The following is a 17,645-nucleotide window of genomic DNA, read 5'->3' as shown; positions in this document are numbered from 1 at the left end:
CTTGAGGGGGTCGCAGTTTTTTTTATGGCGGCAGTCATCACGCTCAGAGAGCTGAGCATTGATTACGGGTGCTTTTTTAGAAGTCAGCTATCGTTGATGCAGCGCATAGACTGGAACCCAATCGATTGGTGTCTTGCTTCATGGCGCGCATCAGAGCCTGAAAACCCTCTCTCAGCCTCCTAGAAGACGTCCAGATCCAGACAGCGGAGCTGAGCCAGAAGAGCTTCCAATGTCACCTCACTTTCTGGCGTGCCGTCTTGTTGCGCAGAGGCAAGATCCTTGTTCAATTTGGCGTAGAGCTCTGCTCTCTGGAGGGCAACGGCGGAAGGGGGTGTGGTTTGTTCCAGCCACCATACGCTGGCGGCACCAGCCATTTTGCGGAGTAGAAATAGGATTTCCGCACTGATGTTCAGGTATTCCGCACGGCGAAGTCCTTCCACACGGGCCTGTTGATACTGGATTTCCGCCTGCGTGCTGGTTGTGCCCGCTGTTCTGCGGGCGCGTTCAATATGAGGCCAGTCCACGGGTTGCGGGTTTGTGGCGAGAGCGGCGTATTGCATGTTGGCTTTAAAAGCGGCGGCAATCAGTGTGGGTAACGGAGGGCTGCGCCGTTCCGGCCAAAGTAGAAGGCACGCGGCCAAGCCAACCAGGCTGCCTATAATGTTGTTGATGGACCGTGCTAACGCCACATCCCAGCCCAGAGCAGGACTGACAAGGTCTGTCACCAGCACAAACAACTGGGTCATGAACATGACACACAATGTGTAATTCACGCTGCGCAGAGCGATAGTGGCGGCTGCCAGGGGAAACACCAGAAGCAGAATGCTCCACATGGGGAGCAAAACACCCATAATGGCGGCCAGAAGCCCCCCTGCAATACTGCCTGCCACGCGCTCAATGGTACGCGGCAAAGTGGTATTAACCTGCGGTTGCGTGACGACCACCACGGCCATCATGGCCCAGTAGGCATAAGACAGCTCCAGCTTTAGGGAGATGGCATATGCTACCATAACGCCAACGGAAAGGCGTGCCGCATGGCGCAGGAAAAGCCGTGTTGGCAGGGTAGCACGGGCTGGCGCACTAACAGGGCGGGTCTCCGGTGCTGCTGGGGTAGGCTTTTGCCACGCCGTTTGTAGATCCGTGAGGGCTGTGGCGCATAAACGGGCTCCCTTGGCAAACAGGTCATCTTCCCGTTCGCTCACGACTATCAGGAAACGGATTTGTCGTTGCAGTGCATCCGGTCGGGGCTTGGTCGAGAGGATTTCCCGAGAGACGCGTTGCAGGGTGGAGGCAAGAAGCCGAATGGTGCGGCGGGCCAGAGGTGTGGGGGCGGGCGAGCCAGACAGGATGGCGTGTTCAAAAGCCATTACGGCAATAAAAATACGGTCGGCGGCCTCTACTGCCGGCAAAAGGGTTTTGCGGGTGTGGCTGGTGAGGGCGCTGGCAGACAGAACTTCTATTTTTGCACGTGTCTGTTCAATCCGGCTGCGAATGTCCCGGCGGTAGGCGCTTATGGTGTTCTGCTGCATCAGGCTTTCCGGTTTGGCGGCCATCCCAACTTGAAGCAGGCGGCGTGTCATGCGGGCTTGTTCCCGAAAAATGGCCGCACATGCCTGACGCTGAGGGGCGTAGGGATCTACAGGCCACGCCACCATGCAAATAAGGGTGGCCCATGCGGACCCCATGATGAACAAACCGGAAAGATGCAGTGCTCCGAAAGGAGTTTGTGGGTAACATACGGCCACTACGCCAACAATGGCTGCCAGTACGCTGATCTGCGTGGCAATGGCCCCACGCATACGGGCCAGTCCGCACAGAAAGGAACACAGGCCGAGGCCAATAAACGCGGGGAGAGTACCATACCCGGCTGCAGCCGAGATCATCCCCGTTATGAGTGTTCCTGCCGCAGCGAAGGTAACCATGGTTTGAAGGCGACGCCGCAGAAGGCCACCCGGATCAACCAGACACGTCCAGAACGCTGCAAAAGCGGCCCATGCCATAAGCGGCATGCCCAGATGCAGCGCCAGAATCATGACTGTCCCTACGGCTACGCCAGCCCGTAACCCTTCCCGTATAGCAATTTGCTCGGGTGCAATGGCAATGGCACGTACTCCCAGCCAGTGGGCAAGGGCGGAGGGCATGATGCTGCCGGAAACTGCACGCAGCACTGTGTGTTTGCGGGAAAGAGGAAAAGACAGGCTTTTTTTCATCGGGCGGGGCAGTCAGTTCTGGGGCAGAGAGGGGGCGGTGAGGGCTGCAAGGACAGGGATAATGGATAAGGAGAGCGAAAGAAGGGGTCAGTTTACGTGTCTTAAATGAATAGAATAGGGTGTGGTTCTGAAGAGCATCGCAGAGATATCACTCTCGTGAAACTCAAATCCTGTGTACAGACCAAGGCAGGATGAGGAGGCTGCAAAGAACAGGCCGGGAGTGACATTGGCTCTGGGCGCTCACCAAAGGAACAATAACGTGAAGGAGCTGGCCGTTCTGTCATGCCTGTTCGCACAATGCAATAAGTTTTGTTGTAACAAGAATAATGTGGCGAAAATGGCTGTTTTTTGCGGTTTCAAGAAACTCCAGGCCTGAGGCATGGCAGCGGTTCCTTGCCACGGGCTTACCACAAACACCATGAGAAGAGCGGCAGAGAGTGGTCCAGAATAGAGTGAGGCCTCTGGCTTTTTAACAAGAACCCGTGGTCTGGCCGGGAGTTGGGTATTCCTAGAAAATAAGGCTGCTGTTACACTCGTCGCGCCCTGTGCCTTTGAGGCGCGTGCAAAATGTTGGCCATGCGTAAGGGAAGCAGACAAACAAGATGAGTGCGGGGTGGGCACCCTGCACTCATTCATTCGGCAGTTCTGAAAACAGGATCAGAAGGAGATCAGGGCAGTCACTTTGAAGGTTCTGCCAGGCTGTGTGTAATAGGTTTTGGGCAGGGAAGAACTGTCTGGAATATCAAGTGCATTATAATAGGTTTTGTTGAAAACGTTGTACATACCCGCTTGCAAGCGCAGTTTTTTTGCAAAAGAGGGAGAATACCATCCCGTCAGGTCAAAGAGGACATAACCGGGTGTTTTATTCTTGCTGGAGGTTGGGTCCTGTACCTTGTCACGCGCAGCCGCAAAGGTGCTGGACAGGCTGGCCCCCCAGTTGGTCTGTTTGTAGCCAAACCCGATAATGCCACGAAAAGGGGCAACGGAGTTGAGGTGTACGTTCTCATCAGTATCCCGGCCATTTGCATAGGAAAGAGAGGTCCAGGCCTGCCAATGTGTGTCAAATGTCCAGTGGGCGCTGGCTTCTACACCGTAAATCCGTACATGCTGGCGGTTGGCATATTCAAATACGCCCATGGGATAATACCCGCCAATCCCCGCAGCGGCTGATGTGGTGGTAATGGTATCAATAAAATTATGGTAGTAGTTATCATAGAAAGAAATAGTAGCACCTTTGTCAGAATTTCCATACCGCGCGCCTACTTCCCACCCTCGGCTGGTTTCAGGTTTAAGGTTGGCATTGCCAATATTTACGTAACTGCCGTTACCGCCATAGGTAAGATAAAGTTCTGTAGCGGAGGGGGCGCGGAAGGCTTCCGAATACTGGCCATATAAGGTCAGATTCCGTAAGATTTTTGCTTCTGCCAGAACCTTTGGTGAGAAACGGGAGCCGCTAGAGCGGCCAGGCTCGCCCATATATGCGGCATTGGACGTGTAGGAGGCCGTTGCCTGCGGGTTGCGTTCATACCAATCAAACCGGAAACCGGGGGTGAGGTGAAACCATTCATTTCGGCCTATGCCCATGCGGTCCTGTACAATGGCTCCTAGATCATTTCCATGAACCCGTGGCATGTCAGACTGGTTCACATGCAGGAAGTTGCAGGAGAAAATGGCGGGGGAGCAATTATCTCTTCCGGCTGCATACTGGCTGGTATCTGTCATATAGGCTTCCCCACCAAAGGTAAGGGCGTGGTGTACCGGGCCGGTGAAAAGATTGGCAGTGGCAGAGCCTGTTACCCCGTAGGACTGCACGGAAAGATCTGAATTCCGGTCATATTCCCCGCGTGGGGCCGCCAGCCTGTTGGACGAAGTATTTGTAATCATGTTCATCTGTTGCCAGTAGGCCAGAAAGTGGCCTTCGCTGAACAAAGCCGTCGGGCTGGGGGTTTTATAGTCATAATTGGCGGATACACGGGAGCGTTTGTTTTCTTCGCGCGTGCGGTAATGGCTGTAGGTGGACCCAACACTGGTGAGTGTATTTTCATCAGAATTGCGGTCAAACCACTCGCCTGTCAGGCCAACTCTGTGCCCGCCTGCAAAATAGTGGCGGATTTTACCAAGGAAATTTCCTTGCTCATAAGATTGCGGGTTCTTTTTGGAACGGGTTGTGCCACTTCCACTTGTTTTGCCCATGTTCCAGATTTCACTACCATTCTGGTAGCCGCCCTGAACCAGAAATACGGTATTCTTATATCGGCCAGCCAGAGCCTGATTAAGGTAGGCACTCTCGCTGGATCCATCATATGTCAGTTTAGACAAGCCACCAAAAGTCTTGCCCTTTTTTAGAATATCTTCCGGGTCCAGTGTGCGGAGGGCAACCACTCCCCCAAGAGACCCTGTGCCGAAGAAGCTGGAATCAGCACTTTTGACAATATCCATTGCGCCAAGTGAGTTGAAGTCAAATGCAGCAACCCCGCCTTCCACGCCGCGTGCGCCATCATTGGCCCATACGGTTCTGACACCATCAATGGTAGTCAGGAGCCTGTTCTGGTCCAGTCCGCGCATGTTGATGCTGAAGTTGCTGGCATTGTAGTTTACTGCGGCATCTACGCGCCGCGCATAGTCGGATAAATTATCAACCATGCGTTCCTGGAACGTTTTCATGGTTGTTGTGGTTGTCAGAACACGTGGTTTTCCGGTTGCGCTGTAATCTGCATCCGGATCAATTTTCATTGACTCAATAATGTCAGCTTTGCCGCGCACCCGTACAGGCCGCAATATCACAGTGCTTTTTTGTGGGGATGCTTTGTAAGGCGTTTGTGTGGGGGTGGCCTGTTGCGTTTCTGCCGGAGTAGCGGAAACGGAAGAATGTTCTGCTGCGTGAGCATTTATAGCAGGGATGGAAAGGATAGTCGAAGCCATTAGAAGAGGAGGCCAGAATGCTCCTGGCGCGCGAATGGTCATGAGCGACTCCGATAATAAGAATTATTCGCAAAAATAGAGGGTGGAAGAATTCTTTGTCAATCTAGTTGCATATGATTATCATTTGCGATATAGAATCGGGCAGGCGCCGGACATAGTGCGGGTATGGGGGGCATATGTTCACAGGTCCGGCGCCAAACCATCCGTATAAAAACACCGCAAAGGGGGGGCACATGACGTTGCACACACAAGCTGGTCTGATCAGCGTGCTCAGGCAGTGTACACACGCAGCGCATGAGCGGCTTGATCACCGCATGACGGCTCTCAACCTGTTTTCAAGCCATGAACGCTATACGGTTTTTCTGGCGGTACAGTATCTTTTTCATCGCGATATAGCGGATCTTTACGCAAGGGCGGATGTCGCTGCCCTTGTGCCGGACATAGCGTCCAGAAACCGCCTTGCGCTTATTGAACAGGATATGCAGGACCTGTGTGTGCCTTACCCGATGGTGCGGCGTAACCCGCCTGTGGCCGGGAGTGTTTCTGCGGCTATCGGGTGGTTATATGTTGCGGAAGGATCAAAGCTGGGGGCGGCTGTTCTGGCAAAACGTGTTCAGGATATGGGCCTTACCGTGAATTTTGGTGCCAGACATTTTGCTCCGGATGCGCAGGGGAGGGCGCATGCGTGGCAGAGTTTCAAGGCCGCTATTGATCATGCCAATCTGGATACATCTGTCTGTGTGCGCCATGCTGGTACAGCGTTTGAGCGTGTGACACAGTATCTGGAGCGATGCGAACCTTATCTTCAGGCGGCGTAAGGTTATGGTTCTTCTGAAGAAACCTTTTTACAGAACATCTTTCTCTGAAAAGGGAAAGGTGACCAGCTACTCTGTCTCGCGCCGTATGATGATGGTGGGGATGGGGGCGGGGCTGGCTGCTGCTTTTGGCGGAGCGGCAGCCAGCGCACATTCATCCGGTGAAATGGCACAAAGAGACATAACAGATTGCCGGGGCAGGCATGTTGTCGTGGGTACACCGCAGCGTATTGCCTGCATTGGTGGTGCCATTACAGAAACCCTTTATGCACTGGGCGCGCAGGACCGGATTGTGGCTGTGGATACCACCAGTACATGGCCGATTGAGGCTTTACAGAAAAAGAAATCTCTTGGGTATATGAGGACAGTTTCAGCCGAAGGTGTTCTCTCCCTTCAGCCAGATCTTGTGTTGAGCTTGAATGATGCCGGGCCTCCCACAGCTATTGAGCAGCTTATGGCCTCATCTGTGCCAGTCGTTATGGTGGATTCCACGCCTACGCCAGAAACAATACTGAATAGAACACGCTTTTTGGCCACGATCATAAACAGCCCGAAAGAAGGTGATGCGTTGTGTCAGACCATAAGCGAGGGATTTGATGCTTTGGCGCAGTGGCGCCGGGCTTTGCCCACTCCTCCACTCAAAGTCCTTTTTGTCATGAGTATGCAAAATGGAAGACCCATGGTGGCAGGAACTGGAACCGCTGCAGATAGCATGATAAAATTGACAGGATGTGTAAATGCTGCCGGCAGTATGCATGGTTACAAGATGCTGAATGATGAAGCCCTTATTCCTATGGCACCGCAGGTGGTGCTGCTGATGGCACAAAGTGCGTCCCGGATACAGTCTGAACTGTTGGGGTCTGTGGCGTTTCAGCAAACACCTGCCGGACAAAGCAAAGGGTTTGTGCCAATGGAAGGAGGGCGCATGCTTGGCTTTGGTCCTGACACGCCGCATGTCGCCCTTGAACTGAGCCGAAGACTCAGTATGTTTCGCAAGCCTGCTTGAAGTTTTGTAGAATGAGCACAAAACTTATTTTTCTGGTCATTATCCTTCTATCTCTTCTGATCTCAATTTTATTTTCTCTGAATATTGGCGCAACACACATCAATCTCTGGGCGCTTGTGTCCTCTCAGGCGCACCAGGCCCTTAACCGGGAGGTTGTGCTCTTTATCCGTGCGCCGCGTGTTGCAATGGGAGTTCTGGCTGGCGCGGCCCTGGGGGGAGCGGGTGCCATCATGCAAGGGTTGTTCCGTAACCCTCTGGCAGACCCAAGTCTGATAGGTGTTTCCTCCGGTGCAGGGCTTGTAACATCCGTTTTGATTGTATGTGGCGTGCCAGAGTTTCTTCCGCCCGCATATGGAGCGTGGAGCCTCCCACTTGGTGGCATGGGGGGTGGATTTGGCGCAACTGCGTTACTCTATCTCTTTGCCAGGCGGCAGGGAGAAACATCTATCAGCACTATTCTGTTGGCTGGTGTGGCATTTTCTGCGTTCTGTGGTGCGCTAACAGGTATATTGGTGTTTCGTGCAACGGATCAGGCTTTGAGAGATATCACGTTCTGGACCATGGGCAGCCTGGTGGGGGTTAATTGGTCACGTGTTCTGCTTGTTCTTCCTTTTTTTGCAGTTTCCCTGCTTTGCACAGTCGGTCTGGCGCAGCCATTGAACGCCTTGCTGCTGGGGGAGGCTGATGCCAGTTTGATGGGGTTTCCGGTTGAACGTACCAAGCAACTTGCCATGGTGGCCTGTGCGGCTTCTGTGGGGGCCTCGGTTTCCATGGTTGGGTCCATAGGGTTTATTGGCGTGGTGGTGCCACATCTTGTCAGGTTGGTCACAGGGCCCGATTACAGGTGGGTTTTACCCGGCAGTGTTCTTTTGGGTGCCATGCTTCTGGTGATGTCAGATTCGCTTGCGCGTATTGTGGCCGCGCCAGCAGAAGTGCCGGTAGGGATTATCACAGCCATATTGGGCGCGCCGGTTTTTGTCTGGTTATTGGTGCGCACCCATAAAGGGAGCAGTGTGTCATGAAGCTGCGCCTTGAGGAGTGTTGTGTTGTTCGTCAGAATAAAACCCTTCTGGAATCGCTTTATCTTTCCGTAAAGCCTGGAGAAATTCTTGCAATTATTGGCCCAAATGGTGCCGGGAAAAGTACGCTGTTGCGGGTAATGAGTGGCTCCATACAGCCCACATCTGGCACCGTGTGGCTTGGTGGTCGCAATATGGCAGAATTCAGCGGCATGGAACTTGCTCAGCACCGTGCGCTTCTGGCGCAGGAGTGCACAACAACAGCACGTTTTTCTGTGCAGGATCTGGTGAGTATGGGGTTAACCTATACTGGGAAACATATTGTCCGAAAAAAGAAAAATGAGATTATAGAATCGGTTCTCGACCGCGTGGGTTTGGCTGATTTTGGGGAGCGGGATAGCACTACCCTTTCCGGAGGAGAGCGGCAACGGGCGCATCTGGCGCGCGTGGTGGCTCAGTTGCACGGTGGGGTGGAGAGTCGGGGCGCTGGCATTCTGTTGCTGGATGAACCTCTAGCCGCGCAGGATCTGGCCCACCAGAAATTGATCATGGAGTGTGTGCTTGCGTACGCTGCACAGGGCGGGAGCGTTGTGCTGGTGTTGCATGATCTTAACTGGGCGGCAGCCTGTGCTGATACCATTGCAGTCTTGTCTAGAGGGCGGTTGCATGCGCAGGGTAAGCCGGTGGAAGTTCTAAACACCCATCTTCTGGCAGAGGTGTTTGGAGTGCAGTCACGCAATTATGTGACTCACGTTGGCACAGGTCGGCCGTTTATCATACCGCACGATCTGATGGAACGTTCATCTTTAAGGACATGAAAAAGGAAAGCATATGTATATCGCCATGAATCGCTTCAAGGTTCATCCTGACCACGAGGAAGCTTTTAAAAAGCGTTGGCTTGACCGTGAAGTTCTTTTGAAAACGGTTCCCGGTTTTGAAAGCTTTCAGTTTCTTCAGGGGCCACGGTATGAGGATTATGTGCTGTATGCCTCTCATACTGTCTGGGCGTCTTATGATGCCTTTATCGGGTGGACAAAATCCGAACAGTTTCGGGCCGCTCATGCCAATGCGGGAGAGGGCAAACCACTGACAGTTGGTCCCCCGGTTTTTGAGGGGTTCCAGGTTCTTCAGAATATTACCAACTGAGATTTTCCATTTCTTTCTGCCGTATATTTCTGAACCATACGGCAGTTTTTTGGCCTGACGGTGATTTTGGAAATGCAGGAAGGAGGCATCTAAAGACCTCCTTTCATGATCGAATGACAATTATGACTGATTGATATCTCAAGATGTGGAAAATTCTTGAGAGAGGTTTTTCGGCCTCTTCATGTACAATATTTATAAACTTCTATAAAATAGTTATAAAATTTAAAATATTCCAAAACAGATGGGTTTTTGTTCCTTCAGTTTTGGGGAGAGTGGCGATCAATGTGGCCCAGATCACGGTCTGGGGCGATCACATTGCGGACGCGTCGTTTTAGTTCCTTCGCGTCAGGAAAACCACCATCCTGTTTCCTCTCCCAGATGACATGATCATTAACGCAAATTTCAAACCGTCCTCCTGTATCAGGGATAAGGGAAACTTCTCCCAGCTCTTGCCCGAATGTGGACAGAAGCTCCTGCGCCATCCACCCAGCGCGCAAAAGCCAGTTGCATTGTGTGCAGTAGCGAATGGAAACGCGAGGGGCAGTGGAAGAAAAGACAGTCATGCCGACACCACTTGAGTTTTGCGAAAGATGGGGAGACAAAGATCAGAGTGGGTTTATAGCATGTGTGAAAGCGCCGGATGGAAAATATTCTTGGAGAATGAACGGGAAGCGCTATTGCGTAGAGCGCAAAAGGCAGGTTCCGTTACGCTGCGGTAAGATCAGACTTGCTCAGAAAAAGAGAAAAAAGCTGATTATGTAAACGCTGGAGAGAATGAGGTGCGTTTGAATGATAGGCGACAAGAGGAGTGATTATTATGCAGGCGACGTTAGCAACGAAGAGTCAATAGAGGGCATAAAAAAACGCCGGGTTTTTACGCCCGGCGTTTTTTGCTGGTGAAGCTAGATGCTTCAGAACTCGACGCTTGCGCTGCCCATGACCATGAAAGGAGCGGCGATGGAGTAAGTGCTGTTGCCAGCCCTGATCTTGGAGCCAAACACGCCTGTTGTGGCCAAGCCATTGGCCGCGGTTCCGTTTACATAGCCAAGATAGTGCCGGTCCGTGATGTTGCGCAGGTTGAGGCGCAGGGTGGGGGCCTTCAGAACACCCCAGTCCTTGAAACGGTAGCCGGCATTGACGTTCATGGTCAGATAGCCAGGAATATGCTGGTCATTGTTGAAGGAGGAATACTGCTTGGCGATATATTTCAGGCCGTATCCTGCAAAGAAGTGACCGTCATCGTAATCAAGATTGAAAGCCAGTGAGTATTTAGGGGTTTGGGGTGCGAACTTGCCTTTGCTGAACACATAGTCGCTACCGCTGCCAGCGGCCACGTTGCTGTCCGTGCGTGCATTAATATATTCTGCGGAGAAATACGGACGGAGATGGTAGAGGATCGGGCGGGTACCCACTTCAACATCCACACCATCGGCATGGGAGTTCCCGCCATTGATGCTCTGGCTGTAATAATCACCATTCGGCATGACCACGGTCTGCTGGTATAGGCGGTTGGTGAAATTGTAATGGAAGTAGGTGATGGAGCTCATCACCAGCGGTCCCTGATAACGCCAGCCAAATTCTTCAGAAATCGAGATTTCAGGCTTCATGTTGGCATTGGCGTGGGTGGAATAGCCACTGCCTGCAAAGTAGGCGCCGGAATCATAGAGAGACGTATTCATGGGAATACGGAAATTTGTAGTAGAGGACGCGAAAAGCTGGTTTTCGTTGTTGATCTTGAAACGGATAGAAGCGGCGGGCAGAGGCTGCTGCCAGGAACCGTTGATATAGGGGCCAGTTGAGGTGTCTGGCAGGAAGTTGTGACCCTGCCGGTTGACTACCGTATATTTCAGACCAGCTTCCAGTGTCAGGCGGTTATGCAGAAGGGAAAGGCTGTCTGCAATGAACATGGTGTGAATGCGGGTTTGGGTCAGGTTGTCCCGATATTGTGCGGTTTCACCGTTAGAGAGAAGAAGGTGAGGGCCGCTTCCCATCAGATCATTGGGTTTGCCGGTGGCGTAATCGATCAGGCTGTAAGGGCCAGTCTGGATCTGCTTGGAATATTCGAACCAGTAGCCGATGCTCAAACGGTTGATGCCGGTATGCAGGGACAGCTTTGTAACCGCACCGGGACGGTAGGTTTGTGTGTTGGATGGGTTATACAGCAGCAGGGAGCTGGTGTTGGACGCATTATAGGGGCCGATAGAGCCCGTCATGGTCTGAGACCCGTACTGCTGCTTTGTCAGGTCTTCGTTATAGGCGCCCCCACCATTGCCGTTCCCATACCAGAAATAAGGGGTTTCGGTCAGGGTCAGGTTATCAGTCAGCGTAAAGGTTGAAGGCGCACTGGCGTAGATATTGGTGAAGGGGTTGCGGTGCAACTGATAGTAGGTGGAGTTGGGTTTTTTGGGATCCCATTGGGAGGAATAGGCATTATGAATGCCCTTTTGCTGCCAAGCGCTCATGTTGGTGGATGGGAACATCACACCTGTTGACTGGTTGCCGACGAGGGAGAAGGAAATTTTGTTTCCTTTGCCCCATTCACTGACCCACTTTGTTTCACCATGCAGCTTGTTCTGGCCGCCGGGGCCGCGCCAGGATTGTTCGACAGCATCCGAGAAGGACACATAACCGCGCACATTGGTGTGGCCAACATACCCGGTATCAAGGCGACCGAAAATGCGACGGGCATTATAGTTGCCGTAGGAGCCAACTATTTTACCGCCCAGGCGTTCCTTGGGGTCCAGCAGATACATGTTCACAGCACCGCCCGTGGCGCTGATGTGCGGACTATCAAGATCGGCGGAGCCCTGTTCCACATTAATGGTACGCAGATTTTCAGGATCGACGATTTCCTGCGGATAGACAGCGTAGCTGCCGATATCGTTGATGGGGAACCCTTCAAGCGTGAAGCCGATCTGACTTTCGGTCAGACCGCGCATGCTCACATGCCCACCGGACAGCCCCATGGGGTCGGTAGAGGTTGTGTTGACACCCGGCAGCATTTCAATGAGCTGCATGGGGTTGAGGCCCGCAGCCTGTTTCTGAATGAATTCAGCTGTCACGGTCGAGCGGGACTTGGGCGCATCTTCCTTGATCATCAGACCACCGCCCACGGACCGATGGCGGGAGCCTTTGACATCCAGATTTTCAGGAGCCTGATCGGTAGGGGCTGTTGATCCCATCATGGAGGGCTGAGAGGAGGAAGCGGCTCTCGGGGCCTGTTTGACCTGCCGGACAGGTTTACTGCTTCTCTCCGTATGCGCCTCCGTCGGAGCGGCTAAGGCGTTTGCCGCTGGAATGGCAAAGCTGATCAATGCAGAGGTTGTAAGAAGGCGGCGCATGAAGGAGGGCATTGGGTCCTGTTCACATCGGCTGGTATAGTGAGCATGAGCTCTTGGAATGACGATAGCGTCTCATTACGATAAAATAACATCAGTGGGCACAGCAGAATCAGGGCAGAGGTGTGTTTGCTGCATGGCCGTGTCAAATTGGTAACAGTGTGCCCATGGAGCATGACTAATTGGCCTCTTAACCTGCGAGTTGTTTGTGCAACTGGTCAGGTATTGAGCAACAGGAGAAGGGATGGCCCTTGGGAAGGCAGGGGTAGGACGCATTATTGGAAGGGAGCCGGACCCTACAGCGGGTGGTAATATATACAGCGAGGATGCGTGGTTTTTTATGTTGCCACAGTGTGTTGTTATTTTTTTTGATTTTTATTTCTGGTTGTGGTTATTTTTTAATAATAATATAAATTTGTATTTTATCTGTAAATAGAACTCAAATAATCGTTGTATTTATTCCATTGATTTTTTATTTGGAATAAGGTGTTCGTAATATTTCTATATCGCTATGTGTTAAAGGCATTTTTGGCCTGAGGGCAGAGGAGCACAATCATTCTCCTCTTTTCTCAAGTGGGATCTCGTCAGCCGTTTTTGCAAAAAGAAGTTAAAACCGGAAAACGAAGTTTGACTGATAGTAGGTGGCGCTGGACCCGCCTGCGCGGTTGAGGCTGTGAGATGTCATGAAGCGTGAGACATATTGTGTCCAGGAAAGATGAGGCGTGATCTGCCATGCCAGAGAGGCCTGCGGGGCCATGCCAATGAATTTCCCATCAAAATTATGAGCGAAAGTATAAAATCCAGAAGACCGGTAAACAGGATCTTGAGTGCTGTAACGCCAGAAGAGCGGGTATTTCACTTGCAGGCTAAGCGATTTTACAAAAGTGGCTCTCACCAAGGGCGCAAAGCTGATCAGGTTTGATCCTGTCATGTAAGTGGTGGTGTCCAGATAATTGGTTTGCGGATTAAAGGGAGAAATGTAGGTGCCGATTGTGCCGGAATTCTTGTTCTTGTTGCCTCCGGAATAGACATCTGTCTGGAGGCCCAGAAATGTATGAAACCGGTTTTTAGGTAAGCGGTATCCTACAAGCGTATTGATGGCATAACTGCTGACAGAACGGGCTTCATTGGTTTTGGCATAACGGAACACCCCACCCTGCCAGATGCCGCCAAGGGAAAATTCAAATGGGCCCGCAATTCCATGCCAGCGGATGCCAAAATTGTTACGGGTGTTGGACCCTTTGCTGCTGCCTGTGGCCGTTGCAATAGCGCCGCCGGAGCCTGAAAGTTTATAGCCAACATAAAAGGCATCCAGAAAAGAATAGGTGCGGTCTCCCATGAAGTGACCATCAGGTGCGGCCCATGTCATGTTGAAACCATAAAGACGGGTATTGTAGTTTTCAGTATCCCGGAACATTTTTGTATAGCTGTCATTGGTCTGGACAAAATCCCAGCCATCTATACGCAGACGTGGCCAGACCATATAGGCCCGAAAGCCGTTCCAGGACAGGGGGACGTTGGGCGTCTCCCGGTTGTAGAGCATATAGGATGGGGCATCCAGAAACTGCTGTCTGCCAAACATGAAACCACTTTTTGCCCCCAGCATGTTCCAGCGGGTTTCAATAAAAGCCTGCTGCACATCAAGCCGTTTTCTGTAGGTGCTTCCATAACCGTAACCATTCCAGCCCCCGGCATCCGCATTGATGAGCTGACCAAACAGGCGCACGTGAGAGCCCAGATGCAGATCAGCACCGTACAGGTTTCTGACCCCAAAGCGACCGGAATCATTGTTTTTCTGGGTGCCCAGATTAGGACGACTTTCGAACCAGTTGCGCAGCCGGGTCTCGCCAGAAAAACTGAGCCATATTGAGCCACTGTTATTCAGGGCGATGTATTTGAGAATATCAAAAGGGTCCGTCCGCCTGCTTTTGTCTCGCAGACGGCTCCAGTCTTCCGCCCAGGGCGCGATACCGTATTGCCCTACAGGACCAAATCCTGCTGCTTCACCATTGCCTCTGTTGAAAACACCCCAGTCATATTGTCGGCCAGAGGAACGCCCTTGTGCGCCAGTGGTGCGGATTGGCTGCCCGACAGGTGTGGCGTGCGGGTAGAGGATAATTTTAGGCAGGGGGGCGGTGTGGACTGTAATCTGTTCTCCCGAATGAGCAGGAAGCTGAGCGATGCCATCTGGTGCGGGGACAGTGGTGCCAGTCTGTGTGGAGGCCTGAGGGGTGATGGTTGTTGGAACACTGACGGCAGAAGGCGCGGCAGCCATAGCCGGAGCAGCCATCAGGCAGAGCGCAGAAGGTGAGGCGAGAAAGAGGAGGCGCTGAACGGCTGAAGACTGAAAACCAACCATGGGATTTCCCAAAAAGCAGTATAAAACCAATAAATGAAATTTAATCGTAACGAAAAAAGAATATGCATATCACGAATTAAAACGCAATATAAAACTAACAACGATATATATTAGTTAGTATGTGAACTATTCTCTAAGGTTGTGGGGTGGTTTGTAGAGGGATGTTACAAAAGGTGAGATACGATGATGATAAGGGTTATCAAAAAATACTATAATTTATGTTTTTACTTGACGAATAATATACAAATGATAACGTGAATTAGGCGCTGGGGTTGCTGCGGTACCCGAAGAGATACGCGCAAGGTATGAGGAGAGACAATTACAGTGTCAGATATCCTGTCACGGCGCGCTTTTATGGGCGCCGCAGCTTTAGCTGGGGGCGTAGCCGCCGGTTTTGCTTTTCGTCCCGCAAAGGCGGACACTATCCGGTTGCTGAATGTCTCCTACGACCCCACACGGGAGCTGTATGCGGATATCAATAAGGCTTTTGCCGCAGCCTATACCAAAACGCATGCTGACAGTTCCGTTTTTGTCAGAACATCGAATGGTGGGTCTGGTGCGCAGGCGCGTTCCGTTCTGGAAGGGGCCCCTGCCGATGTTGTCACGCTGGGTCTGGCGTATGATATTGATATTCTTGCCCAGCACGGCTTGCTGGCTCAGGATTGGCAGAAGCGTCTGCCTCATAATTCCACACCCTTTACCAGCACGATTGTTTTTCTCGTCAGAAAGGGAAACCCCAAAAACATTCATGATTGGCCAGACCTGATCCGTGATGATGTAAAGGTTGTTACGCCCAACCCCAAAACATCAGGGGGTGCCCGGTGGAACTATCTGGCTGCATGGGGATGGGCCCTGCGTCAGCCCGGTGGTTCGGAAGAAACGGCACGCGCTTATTTGAAAGCGCTTTTCAAGCATGTGCCTGTGTTGGATACGGGCGCGCGCGGCGCGACAAACAGCTTTGTACAGCGTGGATTGGGTGATGTGTTGCTGGCGTGGGAAGATGAGGCCCTGCTGGCGGCCAAGGATATCGGGCCAGACCAGTTTGATATTGTGGTTCCCAAAGTGACCATTCTGGCGGAGCCGCCTGTCGCTGTTGTGGATAAGAATGTGGCCCAGCATGGCACGCAGACTGCTGCGCAAGCGTATGTTGATTTCCTGTTCTCTCCTGAAGGGCAGCGTATTGGCGCGAAACATTATTTCCGTCCCGTAGACCCCGCGGTGGCTGCTGAAAGCCAAAGTCGCTTTCCAAAAGTGGAAACGTTTGACATCGCCAGTTTGGGTGGGTGGGCCACGGTGCAGAAAAAGCACTTTGGTGACAACGGTATCTTTGACCAGATTTATCGTGGCTGAATAAGAGAGACTCTGGCTTGGTATGATGGTTGCCAAGCCTAAAAGCGCCCCATTTCAGGTGCCCTTTTAGAAAGGGCGGAATGCCGTTTGTGGTGGCATAGGCGGCTGAGGGGCTGCCTGAGAAGAAACGGGTGGCCTGTCGAAAGGACCAAAGGGGCCTTTGGGTACGGCAGGCCAATTTCCCGTGGAGGGAGGTTCCACCAGATCTGAGGGGGGATGGGGCATAGCCTGTTCTGCTGCTGTCATGGCCAGACGGTTGCGCGGCAGAGCTTCCGGGCAGTGGTCACACATCCAGCGAATGATTTTTTCCCGAATTTCACAGCGTAAATCCCAGCTTCTGATAGCCGTGCGCGCGCTGGCCGTAACACGGATGATCATGGTCTGGTCTGTGCAGTCAGCAACCTGTGCGCTGAAATCCTTTCCCGTCCATTGGGGGCAGCCGCGCACAATTTCTTCCAGCTTGGCGCGGATACGGTCCATGGGGGCGCGGTAATCCACATGCAGATAGACCGCCCCAATCAGTTCTGCTGAGTTGTAGGTCCAGTTTTCAAAAGGCGTATCGAGAAAATACGCAATGGGCACAATCCGCCTGCGCCAGTCCCATGAGCGCAGCACCACAAAGGTGGAGGTGATCTCCTCCACCCAAGTCCAGTCCCCCTGAAAGGCGATCAGATCCCCCATGCGGATGGGTTGTGTCATGGCAATCTGAACACCGGCAAACAGGTTCACCAGAATAGGGCGGGCCGCAAGACCTGCAATCAGGGAGGCCGCACCTGCAGAGGCAAACAGGCTCAGCCCATATTCTCTGACCGGTTCAAACGTGATCAGTTCGGCGCTGACGGTTAGCACGCAGATCAGAATTTCCGCAACGCGCCGGAGCAGGCGTACCTGTGTGGCATGTTTGCGGGCAAGGATATCATCGTCCTGATCAGCTTCTGCAAAGCGCACCAGATAGGCATCTGAAATTACGCGAGTGGTCAGCAGGGTGCCCAGGCCCATGACGGCCACAAAGCTCATCAGCAATAGATGCGCGACTGTATCCAGTAACTCGCCGCGCAGGCCGCAGGCGGGTAGGGCCACACTCATGGCGAGAATGACAACGGTCAGCCGGACAGGGCGGCGCATGGTGCGGGTGAAGGACCGAACAAAGGCGCCCCGTTTGGCCCCGGGAATGCGCATGAGAATACGGTCTGTCACCAGACGGCTGAGAGCCGCCGCGCAAAGGCCGATGAGGGCGAGGACCAGAAGGGAGGCGAGCGAGGGCGGAAGCCAGCTCAACCATGTGCGGAAGGAAGAGACAAGAGGGGTCAGTTTAGTCTGGATAGTCTCCGCCATGGGTTCATGCTGGAGGGTGGTCGATGTGATGGACATAAAGAAAAGTGGGAACCTTGTGGTAAACGAACAAAAAAGCGGGTGATGGGCTGCTCCGGCACTGGCAGCACCACACAATAGGCTTGGGGATAAGTTTAAGACGCCTGAG

12 protein-coding genes are annotated in these 17,645 nt (G+C 52.6%); 6 read left to right on the top strand and 6 right to left on the bottom strand.

Annotation, left to right across the window (positions count from 1 at the left end; translation table 11 throughout):
- Positions 1-179: 179 nt before the first annotated feature.
- Positions 180-2,210: an FUSC family protein gene (locus AD944_RS10100; protein WP_045542109.1), complete on the bottom strand. Its 2,031-nt coding sequence runs from the start codon at positions 2,208-2,210 to the stop codon at positions 180-182.
- A 657-nt stretch (positions 2,211-2,867) separates the two neighbouring features.
- Positions 2,868-5,174 (bottom strand): TonB-dependent hemoglobin/transferrin/lactoferrin family receptor, encoded by a 2,307-nt coding sequence (locus tag AD944_RS10095; protein WP_236709180.1) that lies wholly within the window; start codon positions 5,172-5,174, stop codon positions 2,868-2,870.
- Positions 5,175-5,365: 191 nt separating this feature from the next.
- Here AD944_RS10095 and AD944_RS10090 point away from each other — a divergent pair, with 191 nt between their 5' ends.
- From AD944_RS10090 to AD944_RS10070, 5 genes are read left to right on the top strand one after another with little or no spacing between them, the layout of a single operon-like run.
- Positions 5,366-5,950, top strand: a complete 585-nt coding sequence (locus tag AD944_RS10090; RefSeq protein ID WP_045542120.1) for a biliverdin-producing heme oxygenase — start codon at positions 5,366-5,368, stop codon at positions 5,948-5,950.
- Positions 5,951-6,008: 58 nt separating this feature from the next.
- A complete protein-coding gene (locus AD944_RS10085; protein ID WP_236709179.1) occupies positions 6,009-6,953 on the top strand; it encodes a heme/hemin ABC transporter substrate-binding protein in 945 nt (314 codons plus the stop codon).
- 11 nt (positions 6,954-6,964) lie between these two features.
- Entirely contained in the window at positions 6,965-7,975 is a 1,011-nt protein-coding gene (locus tag AD944_RS10080; protein WP_045542108.1) for a FecCD family ABC transporter permease, read from the top strand.
- Positions 7,972-8,790: a heme ABC transporter ATP-binding protein gene (locus AD944_RS10075; RefSeq protein WP_045542107.1), complete on the top strand. Its 819-nt coding sequence runs from the start codon at positions 7,972-7,974 to the stop codon at positions 8,788-8,790. The genes AD944_RS10080 and AD944_RS10075 overlap by 4 nt, the downstream gene beginning before the upstream one ends.
- A gap of 13 nt (positions 8,791-8,803) precedes the next feature.
- Positions 8,804-9,118, top strand: coding sequence for an antibiotic biosynthesis monooxygenase family protein (locus AD944_RS10070; RefSeq protein ID WP_045542106.1), 315 nt, complete (start codon positions 8,804-8,806; stop codon positions 9,116-9,118).
- Positions 9,119-9,375: 257 nt separating this feature from the next.
- Here the strand turns inward: AD944_RS10070 and AD944_RS10065 are convergent, their stop codons facing one another.
- The 3 genes from AD944_RS10065 to AD944_RS10045 all read right to left on the bottom strand — a co-directional run bounded on the left by AD944_RS10065 (position 9,376) and on the right by AD944_RS10045 (position 14,815).
- A complete protein-coding gene (locus AD944_RS10065) occupies positions 9,376-9,681 on the bottom strand; it encodes a SelT/SelW/SelH family protein (RefSeq protein WP_045542105.1) in 306 nt (101 codons plus the stop codon).
- A gap of 348 nt (positions 9,682-10,029) precedes the next feature.
- Positions 10,030-12,303 (bottom strand): TonB-dependent receptor, encoded by a 2,274-nt coding sequence (locus tag AD944_RS10055; RefSeq protein WP_373863242.1) that lies wholly within the window; start codon positions 12,301-12,303, stop codon positions 10,030-10,032.
- A gap of 760 nt (positions 12,304-13,063) precedes the next feature.
- Complete coding sequence (locus AD944_RS10045) at positions 13,064-14,815, bottom strand: alginate export family protein (RefSeq protein WP_236709178.1); 1,752 nt, start codon at positions 14,813-14,815, stop codon at positions 13,064-13,066.
- Positions 14,816-15,169: 354 nt separating this feature from the next.
- Between AD944_RS10045 and AD944_RS10040 the strand changes: the two genes are divergently transcribed.
- Positions 15,170-16,165, top strand: coding sequence for a sulfate ABC transporter substrate-binding protein (locus AD944_RS10040; RefSeq protein WP_045542103.1), 996 nt, complete (start codon positions 15,170-15,172; stop codon positions 16,163-16,165).
- Positions 16,166-16,231: 66 nt separating this feature from the next.
- Here AD944_RS10040 and AD944_RS10035 read toward each other — a convergent pair whose 3' ends face one another.
- Positions 16,232-17,536, bottom strand: a complete 1,305-nt coding sequence (locus tag AD944_RS10035) for a mechanosensitive ion channel family protein (RefSeq protein WP_052427144.1) — start codon at positions 17,534-17,536, stop codon at positions 16,232-16,234.
- Positions 17,537-17,645: the final 109 nt, after the last annotated feature.

Source organism: Acetobacter tropicalis (assembly GCF_001580915.1).
In the GTDB taxonomy this organism is placed as follows: Bacteria; Pseudomonadota; Alphaproteobacteria; order Acetobacterales; family Acetobacteraceae; genus Acetobacter; species Acetobacter tropicalis.
This window is presented reverse-complemented; position numbering and strand designations above follow the sequence as displayed.